This window comes from Armatimonadota bacterium (assembly GCA_017303935.1).
Taxonomy (GTDB): Bacteria; Armatimonadota; Fimbriimonadia; order Fimbriimonadales; family Fimbriimonadaceae; genus JAFLBD01.
This window is the reverse complement of record JAFLBD010000003.1, coordinates 421,360-435,446: the sequence shown is the minus strand read 5'-3', so window position 1 is coordinate 435,446 and position 14,087 is coordinate 421,360. Positions and strand designations below refer to the sequence as shown.

The window sequence follows — 14,087 nt, the reverse complement described above, 5'->3', positions numbered from 1 at the left end:
TGCATCAGCATTTCTCAAAAGAATTGTTCCTGAAATATGAAGAAACAGCAGTTCAATTCAAAGAAATATTGCTGATGGTAAGAGAAAAATTGCTGAAATCAAAAGAGAGTTTCTTGAAATATAGAGAACAATATCATGGTGGCGACGTAGATTACATGCATCATAGGTGCATTTTAGGTTCAATTCAAAGAAAATTCTAAAGATTTCGTGAGCGATGACCGAGACTTGCTGTATTCCTGAACTGGAATAGTTGGTGAAAACATGTCAAGCAATTTCTTGCCTCAAGATGACCTTGCTTTGCAAGCATGGTTAAACAATTTCGCAGAGACCTGCGAAAAGTATGAGTCCGAACTGGACCTCGACACAGAAGAGCTCGCAGAAATCAATGGCGCTGCAAGCGGATTCAGTACGGATTTGACTGCTCAAAGTACTGCGAAAGCTATTTTGAAGGGTGCTACTGCCGCCAAGAACTCGGCTAAGACAACCGCAAACGCAGTTGCTCGAAAGTATGCCAAGGAGTTTAAGGCAAATCCAACGGTTTCGCCGGAAATCCTTAGCGAACTTCAGATTGTTTCTAACGCTGTTACTTCGCCTGTGACCACGGTGACTGGCGTCAGCGTAACCGGTTGTGATGATGGCGTGAACAAAATCACCTGGAACCGCAACGGAAACTCGGCTAACACTACATTTGTTGTGGAATACCGCGTCGATGGCCAGAGCAACTGGAACTTTGCTGGTGTCGTCACAAAGGTGAAGTTTGATCACGAAAATCAGACTCCTGGTGTGATGACTTGGTACCGCATTATCTCCACGCGAGCTGGCACAAACTCTGCTCCAAGCGTGGCAGCTGCGGCTTATCCAAATAGCGGCGGGAACTCTCTGAGCATCGCCGCATAATTATCGTCTTTCTTCTGGTTATGTGGTAGATAGTGGGCCCTCATTCGGTGAACAATCACCGGATGAGGGCCCCTACTGTTATCTGCTGTTCAGGAAGAAACGGTGTTACTTCTTTTTGCGTTTAACGAGTAGCGGAATAATGCCGAATCCTAGAGCGATGAATGCACCCGGTTCTGGGGCGAGAACGATCGCGGATTGCCCAGTGAGGGAAGTGGTTTGGGAAAGGTTGAATGAGGATGTAAGATTTCCCGTTGTGGACATTTTCGTCGCAGCAATAAAAGTTGGAGTAGCGGTTTTGACGCCAATTATGTAAGCACCTTCATGTGCTGAGACGATTCCCGTGTTGCTTGTGAATCCTGTAATCGCAGTTGAATTCGTGCCAAAACTCCCCGAGCTAACTGTTTCGTTTAGTCCCGCAAGACTAGTAGTGAGGTTAGTTGCCATTTGGTAGCGGATATTAGAAATTGCATTTGAATTTGCTCTCTCCGCGATTTGCTTTACATTAGTAAAGCCTATGTATGTAGTTGAGAACAGAAATGCTCCAGTACTAGAATAAGATCGAATCGTGGCTGACGTATCATCGGCGACAATGAATCTTCCGGTTTTACTCGCACAAAGAGCGCTGCTAGTGGATTGACCGGACAGCGTAATGAAGGAAGTAGAGAATGTATTTAAGTCTAATATTGTGAGGGTTCCTCCACTGATTGAATATAGTTTATCTTGCGCTTCATTGAGTGCGAGGCTTGTGCCGACGAGCGGGCTATTGCGAATGTAGTCCCCGGTGCTGTAGTTAAAAATGTCTACGTTGGCAGTACTTGATCTTACAAAAGCGAGCCCACGAGCAGAAGAGCCGGCCAAGGCTAAAACTGAGCCAAAAACAGGGAAGGATCCTAGGTAGACCCGGTTGACTGGATCGTATCGATCGATGTGGTCACCGAGAGTGGTATCGGAATCGGCCTGCAGAAGCATGTCGAAGGAGCCAAAAGCTGCACTCGCGGCGAGTGCAGCACAACCAGCCAAAGCGGATTTCAATGCAAACATGATCCCCCATTATAGCGGACGATCCGCGATATTCAAAGCTCCTGCGGCTGGTTTGTCCTTTGGATTTGCGAGAGGGCATTATTCCTTCGGTGCTTGAGATGTGTTAAGTGCACTTGAATTCGAGTGCGGTGCCTCATTTGAACCAAAAGTGGCTTATACTATTGACATGCAGTTTCGCTTGATATCTGTGGTGAGCTTGGCTATGGCATCGATGGCGGCTCATGCCTCATTCGATTTGATGATTGTTCCGGATTCTTCGGGCAATGGATATGTTCGGTATGACCCGATCAATCGGGTCGCGCTCGGCACGGTGAATGTGATGAATGGTAATCGCGTGACTGCGATTTCTTCGAATCCGAACGGCCTTTATGCCTACAGCTCTGGCTGGATGCAGGTGAACAACTTTACGGGAGAGCGTATTTCAAATCCCACTTTCGCGACTTCAACGCTACTTTATAATTTAGATGGATCAAAGGTCGCGACGTACACGAATTTTAGCGTGAATATCAATTCGCTCTCTCCTTCTTCTGGATTTCTTATTGCTGGCCCAAGTTGGTCAGTGCCAGGTGGATTTACTGTCCAGGGGATGACTTCGGTCAGTGGAAATCGTTGGGTCGTTTACGGAAATTCTGCCGCGGGAATGAGCGCCTACTTAATCAATGATAGTGGACTAACGATTAATTCTCTTGTTGGTTTTATTCCTTTGGCGAACATGATGACATCGGGAATTGGGATGGGTACCCGCGTTCAATATGGGAGTACAGAATACTTTACGATGGCCTATCGCCCGAACTCGGTCTCCCATGGTTTGGTTTCTTTGCAAGTAACGGGGAGTTCGTTGGTCTATGCGTCCGGCCAGACTCTAGGCAATTATAGTACTGCCAATGTCAACACTTCTTTGGGGCTGGTAGCGGGACATACAGGCTTGTTCGTCGTGGGTGCTGATGCCACAACTCCAACCTCAGCGCGGATTACGGAATTCGATTCTGCGCCGATCTTTGTCTCGGTAAGTTCATATACTACTAGCGCGTTTTCGCCGCACACGTCAGGTAGTTGGCGGATGACAAACTTGGTCGCTCCTGAACCTGGCCCGATGATTGCGCTAGGTGTTGGGCTGGCTGCTTTGATCGGGCGACGTCGACGAAAGAACTGAGAGGCACATAAAAGTCCTGCGGCGATTAGGATTTGCCGCAGGACTTGAGTGTTGCTTTACTTGCTTTTTCTGCGCTTGAGCAATCCGACCAAAGCTGCGGAAAGGGCGAAGAGGGAAGCGGGTTCTGGGGCCACAACAACAGCCATTCCAGTGAGTTCCGAAGGTGTACCCAATGCATTCATGGTGTAGGAAGGACCTGAGCCGAGTCCAGGAAGATAGCTCGAGTAAATGTTCCCAGTTCTTACCCAAAGCATGCCGTTGTGTCCAGCAGACATGCTTCGCCTAACGTTACCAGGATTAGAGCCATGAAGCGATGTGACGACGACTGGGGTCGCTCCAAAGCCGGATGAGGTTTCACTGGACCACAGCTTGGTGTTGTTTGTTACCGAATCCCATTGAACGCCGTAGAGCTTGGTGCCAGAAAATGCAGCATCATGAAATCCATTGCCATAGGGCGAATTCGTCCACGCAATTCCGGTCGAGGCAACAGTGAGGAAAGTCCCGGAACTATTCCACGTGCTTATAGAGAGGTTATACGGTGAAACACCCTCGAGGGTGAAAGCATAGTAATTCGAGCTTCCTGAACGGCGCATGGGTGCGGATGCTGAATATGTTGCACCGAAAAAAACTGGACCAAGAGTTAGGTTTTGCGTAAATACTGTCTGACCGATAAGTCCTGAACCTTGGCCACTTCCAACGGTGAAGAAGTTTCCGCCAGAATCGTAAGAGATGTTTGACGCAACCGTGCTATACATTTGTCCGGAAGCACCTTGAAATTCGCCCGTACTGTAGCTGAACTTATAGATAGCTCCATTCGAGATCACCCAAGCCGTATCTGATCCGGGAACGACCGCGACGTCCTCAACCGGAGCAGTGATGATCCCCGACCCGAATGAACCAAGACTAACTCTGTTGATAGGGTCCCAACGGGAAACCCTGTAGTCACCCCCAGAATTGTTTCCGATCAGCATTAGATCGAAGGAGGCGTGAGAATGAGCTGCTGCCAACAGAGCAAAAGCAAGAATAGAATGGCGAATCACGTTGTCAGTATAACAACTAAATTCGGATTCTCCAAATGAATCCGCGATTTATTCCGCGCGGTCCATCCCAAACTTGATCGCGGTGAAGAGTACGGACTCATCGATCTTGGAAATTGACTTGAATTTGATGCAGTATCCCGTGACTTTGGCATCTCCGATCGCCTCGCCGAAGGTCTTGAGCAAATATGTTTTGTCCTCAATGCCCATGATGTATACCGAGATCCCCGCCGTATTAGCACTGATGCCAACTCTGTAGAACTCGCGCTCGGAACCGTCCGCATACCGGATCGTGTATTGTCCGTAGCCGATGTTCGGATTGGTGACGACTTTCCCACTCTCATCCATGCCATCCAGAAACCAGAGTCTCGCCTCGGGATAGGTTTGCACCATCTGCCTGTGAAGTGCTTCGATCTCTTTGCTCTTTGCTTCCGGCAGAGAAGAGATGTAGTCGCGAATGTCGCCGAGAACGGGCATCTAGCAATGATGGATCAAAATAAGAGCCCGCAGTTGTGTACAAACTGCGGGCTCTTATTTTGATCCAATGAACTTAAATCCGCGATTTACCGTGCTATAGTCAGCAATGCGACGAAGCATCCTTGCCATCCTTTTTGCGCTGCTGGCTACTGGCGCGTTGGCCAGTGACGAGCCCGGCCATTCCAGCCACGGATCAGCATTCGATTCCGGGATGCGAACACGCCCCTGGGATATCGAAGGCACCGGCAAGGCACCTTTCTTGATCACCTGCGCAGACCGTGAAGTGCAAAAGTGGTTCAACCAAGGCAACGCGTTGCTGCATTCGTTCTGGTTTGAGGAAGCCGAACGATCGTTCCGATGGTGCCTCAAGCTAGACCCCGAGAACGCGATGGCGTATTGGAGCCTCGCCCGATGCGGATTCAACTGGTTCACGGTCGGAACCATCAGCGCGGATGACAAGAACTTCGATCGCTACCGAGCGTTCTTGAAGGAAGCTGTCAAGCGCAAGGGCAACGTCACCGAGCGAGAGAGAATGTACATCGAGGCGTGGGAAAGAGCCATCTCAGAGCGCGCCGAAAACCAAAGCGATGTCCTGATCGCCAATATGAAGCAGATCGTCGCCAAATTCCCCGAAGATATCGAAGCGAAGGCGCTACTCGCTCTCTTCAGTATAGGAAAAGAGGATCCGGCCGTCAATCAGACGACCATCGACCAAGTTTTGGCGGTGAACCCGATGCACCCTGGAGCGCATCACGCAAGCATCCACAACTGGGACGGAGTGAAGGCAGAGCCCGCCATCAAGAGCTGCGAGATGTACGGCAAAGCCGCGCCAGGAATCGGGCACGCCCTGCACATGCCAGGCCACATCTACAGCAAGATCGGCATGTGGCACGAAGCCGCGATTTCGATGGATTCCGCCACTCGGACCGAACTGCGCTACATGAACGACCGGCTCGCGCTTCCGTTTGAAACCTGGAACTACCCCCACAACCGCAACTACCTTTGTTACATCCAAGAACAGCTCGGGATGGCGGAAGCATCGATCCAGGGAGCGCGCGATCTACTGTCTGCGCCGCGTGATCCAGAGCTCAACTCCGAAGAGGGTTATGGCATCTTCACCGAAGGCATCGGAGCTCTTGTCCGAGCCCTGATCAAGTTCGAGCGCTGGGACGAGATCATGACGCCAGGAGTCATTCCGTGGAACGTCAAAAGCGACCCGTTTGAGAAGTTCATCCGCGCCGTTGCTGAGACTCACGCCCTGAATGGTCAAGGCAAGATCGAGGAGGCAAAGGCCAGCCTCAAGCAAGCCAAGGCCCAATTCGTATTGATCGGTGGGATGGCAAATCCGGACGCCAAGGCGAACTTGGATGTCGCCGAAGGGTTGATCGCTTTGTCCGAGGGCCGAGTGGCAGAAGGCCAAAAGCTCTTGCAGGGGGCTGCCGAAATCGATGCCAAGATGATCGGCGGTGATCCTCCATTCAATTCGTGGCGTATGATTCGGCTGCTCGGCGACGACTTTCGGATGCGCGGCGAATACCTGATGGCGATCGACTGCTACGACACCGCGCTCAAGGAAGAGCCGAACGACGGGTTCACGCTGTCCGGATTGGCGCAAGCCTATTTCGCGCTAGGGAACATCCCCAAAGCGACCTACTATGCAGGGCGGCTGGAATACGTCTGGTCTGGGGCAGATCCGAATTTGCGCTGGCTGGAAGAAGTTCGCAGGTTGAACCTCAATCCAACGCCGATCGCCGAAACTCCGCGCCCAGAGCGGGTCTACCGGCCGAAGGATTTGGACAAGCTCGGCCCGATGAACTGGCAACCGTTCAAGGCGCCCAAGCTAGACGTGCTCGACGTGAACGGTCAGCGGGTGGACCTGTCGCACTACGCCGGCAAGAATGTCCTGCTCGTTTTCTTCTTGGGGGATGAGTGCGTGCATTGCGTTGGGCAGCTCAAGTCGATCAACGATCGAATCGCCGATTTCAAGGCGCAAAACGCGGTGGTGCTGGCGGTTTGCAGCGCCTCGCCGGCGTCGCTCAAGGAATCTTCGACGCTGGGCGACGTGCACCTGACCTTCCTATCGGACAAGAACCACGCCTCCGCGCGGCGGTTCGCCTCCTACGATGACTTCGAAGAGATGGAACTGCACTCGACGATCTTGATCGATAGCTCCGGCCGCGTGCGGTGGAAACGCACGGGCGGCGACCCATTCACCAACATCGACTTCCTGGTGCGTGAGCTGATGCGGATCAACGCGGGGAAGGTTTAAGCGGAATTCTCTTAGCGAACTTAAATGAGTAGATCTAGTCGGCACAATTCGAGAAACTGTCAATTACGTGCTCAACGTCGACGACTATGCTCTATTAGCTCCGAACCTACCAGAATTGGTCCGCTTCCACGAGGAGCCCGGCGCGCGTCGCTTGTTCCAAGCAATTAACAATCACTCGCGTGTCGGCATCGCGGTAATGAGAAACTGTTAGGTTCGCAAGCCCAATTGACCTCACTAACGTGCGTAAATTAAACGAAAAATATTCTGGCTTCACAGTAAGATTTCCAAACGATTGAGCTCCTTCGCCACTAATATTCATACCCACTTGTATTAGTGCCCAGTTGTGCGAGTGTGCAACCGCGCTAAGTATCCGGTAATTTGCCTCCATTCTAAGTTGGGATTTCACAAGCTCAGTAATTTTCATCTTTCGTAGTCGATGTTCTGGACTCGCGGCAAGCGCCTTATCAAAATGGAACCCAAAGCTTGCAGCTTCTGCGGTTATCTGCGCGATCCGCTCATGTACTAATTCAGCATCACCGGCTCGGTCTTCAAGAGCGAATAACGTAGAAGTTGCTTGTGATAGTCCATTTATGCGCCAGGAGTATTGTCGCGCCATTCGCTGAATTGGACTCACACTAGTATCACTGAAGTAAATCGCTAAAGCCGAAGCCTCTAAGCATCCCCTAGTGCATGTGCATGCCGCGTACACGTTTGAAGGGAAGCTGTAAGCTTTCAGTGCTCCATAAAAATGGTCTACTGCACACACCAGACATTGAATTGACATGCAATAGTTGAGGGGCAAATATTTAGCGCTTTGTGAAATGCAGTCTTCAGCCATTGAGCTAGAATCCGATGCTTGGCCTGCTTCCCATTGTAACGAAATACGATAAATTGATTCAATAAATCGATGGGCTGAATCAAGTTTCTCAGTGTTAATATCCATCGTTATCTTGGAATTTTAGCGTGCGTAGCTAGGAGATAACTTGCTTTCGAACATTGCAAGCCGTAGCGCATAGGTTAAAGAATTGAGAAATGACCTCTTCACTCTAGTTCAGAGATAGCCTGGACTGCAGGATCACCGACCTTTACATAACTCGTCGCTTCATTCAGAGCTTTCTTTTCAGTATCAACAATCGACAACTGCTCATATTTGCGCACAATTTTCGGTGGATCAAACATTTGAGAAAGCTGGAGTGAGCCAAGCCCGCGTCCTCCAATATTAGTCTCAGAGTAACGAAATGTCTTTGCGACGCATAATCGTTCGTCGACGAAATCAACTTTTACCTGAACCTTTTCTCTCTCAATGGCTCCTAAGACTTCACCCGAGTCCGGATCTTTGATCGTTTCTAGTCCTGGCTCTAGTATCTTAAAGATCATTCCGATGGTAACTCCGTCCGCGCGACCGCGGTTGATCACTAGTTCACGCGAATTTATAAGCTTTGCGACTTTCCCTTCAATTCTCATCACTAATTAACCTCCACAATGACGGGATTTTCTGATGCCAATTTGATCGCATCGTCAAGTCGTTTAATTTCGTCTGGTACAATGTCTCTCCAATCCTCCAAAATGCTTGAAACATCCATAATATAGTTCTGGTTCGCTTGGATGACCATATCAAAACAAATTATTGCTTCCTTCTGCGTAACATCGTATTGATTCTGCCAACTTTCTATTTGGCTGGAAAGTCTACTGATCCGGTGTCCTAAGTCAACGATTCTGCGCACGGCTTTGATTGCGTGAGACTTAACTAGGATTTGAGCAGCTTTTTCAGAACTAATCATTCCAAATGCCCAAGATGTGCCAGTAGAAAAAGCCAGAGAAAAAACCTGAAACAATGCAGACTCAGTCGCTGTCAGTGTCCGGTTCATTGAGATGTATATGTAAAAAGCGATAATAATGCCGGTCGCGAATAGCCCTATATAACTAATTGCCCGAACGTGTATCATTATAAGAATTGATTCATTCCTTCAAACGTCAGCTATCCTGTGAATCAGGTTTTGCGCTAATTGCTGGACTGTCGCAATGTGATGCCAGACAAGTGACAGTATACCTCTGGGCAATGCGTACGCGATCGTAAAATATTGCTTCTGCGGAATTTTCTGTAGTACCACCGCAGCACCAGTACCCAAACCGCGACGGGGGCGGCGAAGAGGGACGGCCAAAGCCACGCTCCGGGTTCTGGCGCGAAGTACACATAGTGATACTTTCGACCGGACGAATTCAGCACCATTGGAATAAGCGCGACCGCGATGAACCAACCGAGAAGCGCAAGTTTTAAGAGTGTGTTTGCGATGAGGATTCGCCGCCAACCCAATCGGGGCCACTTGCCCAATGCGTTCATGCAAGCCAAAAACACCCCCTCGGCAATTCCATATCCAAACGCACTCGAATAGGAACTCGGGAAGACCTGGATTTTTCCGATCATGCCGATGGTAATGGCTATCCACAGCAGCATCACCAAGAGCGCGGCCAGCCCGCAGCCCAGCACGAACAGGGTTGTCTTTAGCATCTAAACCACGACAAGTTAGGCGCGGCGTTTTCGGCGGGAAAGGATCCCGAGCCCGCCAACCAGCATCGCGAGATACGTTTGCGGCTCTGGCGCTATCACAGTGCCTAGGGCTACGAGATTTGATGCTCCTGGAATCGTGTAAGAACTCATTTGGGCGCCAGTAGTCAAAGAATAGCTGTTGAGTAGGACGGTGCCGCTGGTGGGGTAGCCACCGGCATAAATGGTATTAAAGTGTGCTCCCGAAACGCCATAGGAGAATGGTGTGAAAGTTGTCTCGGTTAAAGTGCCCCAAGACGCTGACGAAGAATACGTTGAACGAACCCATTTGCCACTACTTCCTCCAGAGAGGACGACCGTTCCGTTTTGGACAAACATCTGGCGGCAATCGGAAACTGCAGTGCTCGCGGTGGTCACCGTCGCCAAAATCGCGCCTGCAGCATTGTGGCGGGTGATGACATTGGCGCCACTCCAGGCAATGTAGTAGTTGCCATCTGCTGCCTGCATCATGGCTCGGGTGCCAATCGCGCCAGCTGGGGCAGTGAAGACGCCGACCAGAGTTCCTACCTGGTTATAACGTCGCGCTGTATTGGTGAAAAAGTCACCGACCAAGAAGTCGCCATTTGTGCCCAAAGCGAGCGTCGCGTAACTAAAATTCGGCATAGCGGTTTCCCCGACCTTTTCGCCTGTGTTGTAGTCAAACGAGATGACGGCCCTCTGGGTCGGGTCATAAACATGCGCCCGATTTGCCGATTGCTGCACGACCATCGCACAAGGGTTCACCAGGCGATTCGCACCAAAATTTCCGAGGTATATGCTGCGCTCACCATCAATCCGATGAACCGTATGATTGGTGGAGTCCAGCGCCATCACGAGTTCAAATGAAGCCGAGGCAAAGCAGGAAAAAGCCAAAACAGGAACAACCAAAGCGAGTCGCATTCCAGAATTATACGGTAGTCCGGTTCAAATTCAAAATCAGATTCAAAATTTGGTTTCTGGCCAAATATCGGATATAACTGTATCCAGATGAACCGAATTTTGCTTTCTTGTTTGGCCGTTTCTCTGGTTGGCGTGGCGCAGGCCTCCTTTACCCTGGCCTTGGTCGCGGACAACGTCGGGCGATGTATCCACCGCTACGATCTCGATTCCGGAGTCTATCTTGGCAAGTTTGGGCAATTCGCCCTCGGTTCTGCGTACACAATGGGACTCGATCAGACTCGGAACAAGCTTTATGTTGGAGAGAGTTCTACAATCAAGGCTTTCAACTATAACACTGGGGAGTACCTTTACTCAATGAATGGGATCACTTCTGTGGGATTAGGTGTGTTCTCCAATGGCGATTTGTTAACGTCGACTGGTGGATCTGTTAGTCGTATCAATTCCACCACTGGTGCCACCATAAATACATACAATTTGTCTGCGGGCGGTTTGCAAGGAACTGTTGCAGGTATTGCGGTGGACGAAAACGATAGAGTTTATATTTCTGACGCTGTTGTGGGATCGACATCCAACAACGCAAGAATCGACGTGTTCGGAGGCACGGGAACTTACATTTTAAGCTCCGCAGTATACACGCAGAGACTTAATAATTCCTACCAGCAAATGACTGCTCGCGGTGGGAAACTCGCAATCGGGAGTGATACCCTGGGCGGCCACTATCAATTTAACTACACAAATTCCACCATGGTTTATGGCCTTACAGGATTCTCGTATGGTGGAATGACGCAATCGATGGGCAATGGCTTTGGCCACGGCAATTTGTTGTATGTCACAGGAATGGACGGATCAGGAAATCCGCTGCTGCAAGTGACAGACTCTTACTCCATGACAACGACTATCCCCACTCCACAGATTTCGACCAATGGAATGCGGCAAATGGCGATCGTCGTTGCTCCAGAACCTGGCACCATTGCAGCCTTGGCGCTCGGAATCGCGTTTCTGAATCGACGCCGGAAGAGATAAATTTCAGCGCAACCGATCTCGCAACGTGGAGCCAAAATCGCGTGATTGGCGGCAGGAGTATTGAACGGCGGATGCTGATTCTCCGTTCAAATATTCCAGAATTCCTCCAAAATCTCTACCCGATTCAGCCAAACCTCCTCTATTCTAGAGTGGATGCGATGAGCTGTTTTGGTTATTGCGGCAGCATTGACTGCAAGCGTAAACTGTTCCTGTAGAATCGATCGGATGATGCCTTGTTCGTCCAGCGTGCTCAAGATATGTCATTTTTAGGGCATATTTTTCACATCTGCTCTCGAAGCAAAAAGTTGGCCCAAAGTTCTGCGAGCCATTCAACCGAAACCTCACGATCAATATAGCCGTCTTAGTTATTGCAAAATGAATTCACAGGCGCTTGTCTTGACTACGTTGGTGCTGAATGCGGTCTGTATCACAATGGGAGTATGGATTCAGATATATGGTTTTCGACAATCAGATGCAAAACCGGGCGGACAGGTCGAAAAGCGAGTATTGGCCGAACGCCTTGCAATCATTTGCGCTGCTTGTAGCATCGCCCTATTGGGTAGCAATCACTGGTTGAATCAAATTAACTCTGAGCAATCTGCACGAGTCGCTTCTGAAACTGCCCGGGAGACTCTTGAATTAGCTCACAAAAACGAATATGCACAGTATCGAACACAGACCCCACTCCATAAACTTAGCGTCTCTGTGCAGGCAGAATTGCCTTATAGTAATCGATCTGAAGTACTTTCCCAACTTCAAAGAGCTCTGCAATATCAAAGAATAGGAAATCCGGTATCGCAAAAGCAGAAAGATGATATGGCCAAGAGTATTCCTAAGGATGTACAGGTCTATCAAGAAATCGTAAGGGATGGTGTGACAATATTAGAAAAGATCGGAACGATAGAAGGTCATTCAACGCAACTGAAGACTTGGGATATGGTAGAAAAAGCGATAGAACGCTATCCGCTATATGACCTCGTAAGCAATAAAATCCAGGAAGTAGCAATAAACAATCGCGTGAACCAAACATTTCCAATCCAACTCGGAGAGGTCTCGGCTTCCAAACCAATAGTCGGTCCGATGGGAAGAGTTGAATTTTCCTGGGGGACTAACGTTAATGATTTGAGTTCGCCAAATTTTGGGCACCTCAGTCGACTTGATCTAGACAAATCAATCGTCGAAGTTCGAATGGGACCAATTCTAACCAAGAGAACAAGGTTTAAAATCCTTCTCACTGCGGAGGATGGAACCACGTGGTACGCACCGCTAAAATATGTCAAGAGCGAAAGCGATCGTGGTGTAACTACCCAAATCTGGAACGGTGATTTGGCAATTTCAAACAATGATCCCTTTGCGAAACGCTCCCAATAGTCTACTTCTGCGCTGACATTCGCGGGGTCTACCTTCTTGGTCGCAACGCAATGTTTCAGCCTGAGCGGAAACTTAGCACTAGAGTGCTAACACGCCCACAAGCGTGGAAGCCGTTCTCGCCCAATTCGCTTAAAAAAATCCGTGCGAAAGTAAAGAGAATTTAGGTGTCTACACTAGCATGAGTGATCTGAAATTCAGCCATTTTGCACACATTTCTCGGACTAACATAGAAAATCCTACCAGATTCAGCAGAACCTCCTCTATACTAGAGGGGATGCGATTCATTGGTTTGATTGCCGCCGCGGCGATGGCTGCCGGTGCGAGTGCTAGTTTTGATCTCATGTTGGTGCAAGCCGCAACAGCAGATGCTGGAGGTTTTTACCGCGTCCATCGAATTGACCCGGAAAATGATGTCAATTTGGGATCATTTCAGATCGGCCCACAAAGTATGGGTTTGGCCGCGAGCTATGCACGTGGGGAAATGTACACCCTGGATATCAACGGCAATTTGCGAACGTGGAACTATTCGACAGGTACATTGAAAAGTATTCGCAATGTCGGATGGTCGCAGGTTAATGATTTTGCATTGTCAGCTAATGGAAACGAAATCGTGTCCGTGCATGGTAACGGCGAACTACGAATCTTCAATCTCGATACTAACGCCGTCAATGCAAGCGCGTTGGGTGTTGTGCTCAACAAAGTATCCACTCTTGGCAGTAACGCGTTCATCGGTTATTCAACTGTAGGACATTCTCTCCGAAGAATGCTCAGGACTGGAAATTCTGCGGCGGTGACTACTTCGGAGGCAGTAAACAATGCCATTACTCCTGCAAATGTTTCTAGCATTGGTGTGCTTTCTTCCGCACCGTACCACTTCATCTACACCGGTAATTCAGCCGGTTCAACCGTTGGATTTAACTACGGGGCAAGTGTAAGTAACGATCTTCTTCTTGTAGGCTCGTTTACTTCATCATTTACACTGCAGAATTCGGTTAATTACTTTACAAAATCCCACTTGGGGTTGTATACGATCGGAGCAGATAGCAACAGCACAGGCGTAAGAGTGAATGAATTGGATACGGCTGGATACGTTATTCGCACAAACGTATATTCTGGAATAGCAGGTGGTGCGCGCAACGCGGCAATCGTCCTCGCACCAGAACCAGGATCCATGATCGCTCTCGGATTAGGAGTTGCAGCATTGCTCTCCCGCCGCCGCCGAAAAAAGTGATTTAGGAATACTCCGTCTGAACAAGCGAGTGCAACATGCTTCGTTTTTATTCACAAACGAATATTACATGTTAACCAACTTTAGAGTCAAAAGGTAAACATAATTAGTAAGTGGGTGCAATACCAAGTAAAGTTTCTGCACCC

General features: G+C 49.4%; 14 protein-coding genes. 6 read left to right on the top strand and 8 right to left on the bottom strand.

Going from position 1 to position 14,087, the window contains the following annotated elements:
• Positions 1 to 261 precede the first annotated feature (261 nt).
• Entirely contained in the window at positions 262 to 897 is a 636-nt protein-coding gene (locus J0L72_11185) for a hypothetical protein (GenBank protein ID MBN8691332.1), read from the top strand.
• A 105-nt stretch (positions 898 to 1,002) separates the two neighbouring features.
• Here J0L72_11185 and J0L72_11180 read toward each other — a convergent pair whose 3' ends face one another.
• Entirely contained in the window at positions 1,003 to 1,938 is a 936-nt protein-coding gene (locus J0L72_11180) for a hypothetical protein (protein MBN8691331.1), read from the bottom strand.
• A gap of 166 nt (positions 1,939 to 2,104) precedes the next feature.
• On the opposite strand from J0L72_11180, the gene J0L72_11175 reads away from it, so the two are divergent.
• The gene (locus J0L72_11175) at positions 2,105 to 3,091 is read left to right on the top strand and encodes a PEP-CTERM sorting domain-containing protein (protein ID MBN8691330.1); all 987 of its coding nucleotides are present in this window, start codon (positions 2,105 to 2,107) and stop codon (positions 3,089 to 3,091) included.
• Between the two features lie 56 nt (positions 3,092 to 3,147).
• Here the strand turns inward: J0L72_11175 and J0L72_11170 are convergent, their stop codons facing one another.
• On the bottom strand, positions 3,148 to 4,131 hold the full coding sequence (locus J0L72_11170; GenBank protein MBN8691329.1) for a PEP-CTERM sorting domain-containing protein: 984 nt from the start codon (positions 4,129 to 4,131) through the stop codon (positions 3,148 to 3,150).
• A gap of 48 nt (positions 4,132 to 4,179) precedes the next feature.
• Positions 4,180 to 4,605 (bottom strand): DUF1801 domain-containing protein, encoded by a 426-nt coding sequence (locus J0L72_11165; protein MBN8691328.1) that lies wholly within the window; start codon positions 4,603 to 4,605, stop codon positions 4,180 to 4,182.
• Positions 4,606 to 4,711: 106 nt separating this feature from the next.
• Here J0L72_11165 and J0L72_11160 point away from each other — a divergent pair, with 106 nt between their 5' ends.
• Entirely contained in the window at positions 4,712 to 6,874 is a 2,163-nt protein-coding gene (locus J0L72_11160) for a redoxin domain-containing protein (GenBank protein ID MBN8691327.1), read from the top strand.
• A 106-nt stretch (positions 6,875 to 6,980) separates the two neighbouring features.
• Here J0L72_11160 and J0L72_11155 read toward each other — a convergent pair whose 3' ends face one another.
• From J0L72_11155 to J0L72_11135, 5 genes are all read right to left on the bottom strand, one after another.
• Entirely contained in the window at positions 6,981 to 7,817 is an 837-nt protein-coding gene (locus J0L72_11155; protein ID MBN8691326.1) for a hypothetical protein, read from the bottom strand.
• A 98-nt stretch (positions 7,818 to 7,915) separates the two neighbouring features.
• The gene (locus J0L72_11150; protein MBN8691325.1) at positions 7,916 to 8,338 is read right to left on the bottom strand and encodes a hypothetical protein; all 423 of its coding nucleotides are present in this window, start codon (positions 8,336 to 8,338) and stop codon (positions 7,916 to 7,918) included.
• A gap of 2 nt (positions 8,339 to 8,340) precedes the next feature.
• Entirely contained in the window at positions 8,341 to 8,742 is a 402-nt protein-coding gene (locus tag J0L72_11145) for a hypothetical protein (GenBank protein MBN8691324.1), read from the bottom strand.
• 134 nt (positions 8,743 to 8,876) lie between these two features.
• Positions 8,877 to 9,383, bottom strand: a complete 507-nt coding sequence (locus J0L72_11140) for a hypothetical protein (GenBank protein ID MBN8691323.1) — start codon at positions 9,381 to 9,383, stop codon at positions 8,877 to 8,879.
• A gap of 15 nt (positions 9,384 to 9,398) precedes the next feature.
• A complete protein-coding gene (locus J0L72_11135; protein ID MBN8691322.1) occupies positions 9,399 to 10,319 on the bottom strand; it encodes a PEP-CTERM sorting domain-containing protein in 921 nt (306 codons plus the stop codon).
• Between the two features lie 87 nt (positions 10,320 to 10,406).
• On the opposite strand from J0L72_11135, the gene J0L72_11130 reads away from it, so the two are divergent.
• The 3 genes from J0L72_11130 to J0L72_11120 all read left to right on the top strand — a co-directional run bounded on the left by J0L72_11130 (position 10,407) and on the right by J0L72_11120 (position 13,944).
• The gene (locus J0L72_11130) at positions 10,407 to 11,342 is read left to right on the top strand and encodes a PEP-CTERM sorting domain-containing protein (GenBank protein MBN8691321.1); all 936 of its coding nucleotides are present in this window, start codon (positions 10,407 to 10,409) and stop codon (positions 11,340 to 11,342) included.
• A 375-nt stretch (positions 11,343 to 11,717) separates the two neighbouring features.
• Entirely contained in the window at positions 11,718 to 12,713 is a 996-nt protein-coding gene (locus J0L72_11125; GenBank protein ID MBN8691320.1) for a hypothetical protein, read from the top strand.
• A gap of 274 nt (positions 12,714 to 12,987) precedes the next feature.
• Positions 12,988 to 13,944, top strand: a complete 957-nt coding sequence (locus J0L72_11120; GenBank protein MBN8691319.1) for a PEP-CTERM sorting domain-containing protein — start codon at positions 12,988 to 12,990, stop codon at positions 13,942 to 13,944.
• Positions 13,945 to 14,087 lie beyond the last annotated feature (143 nt).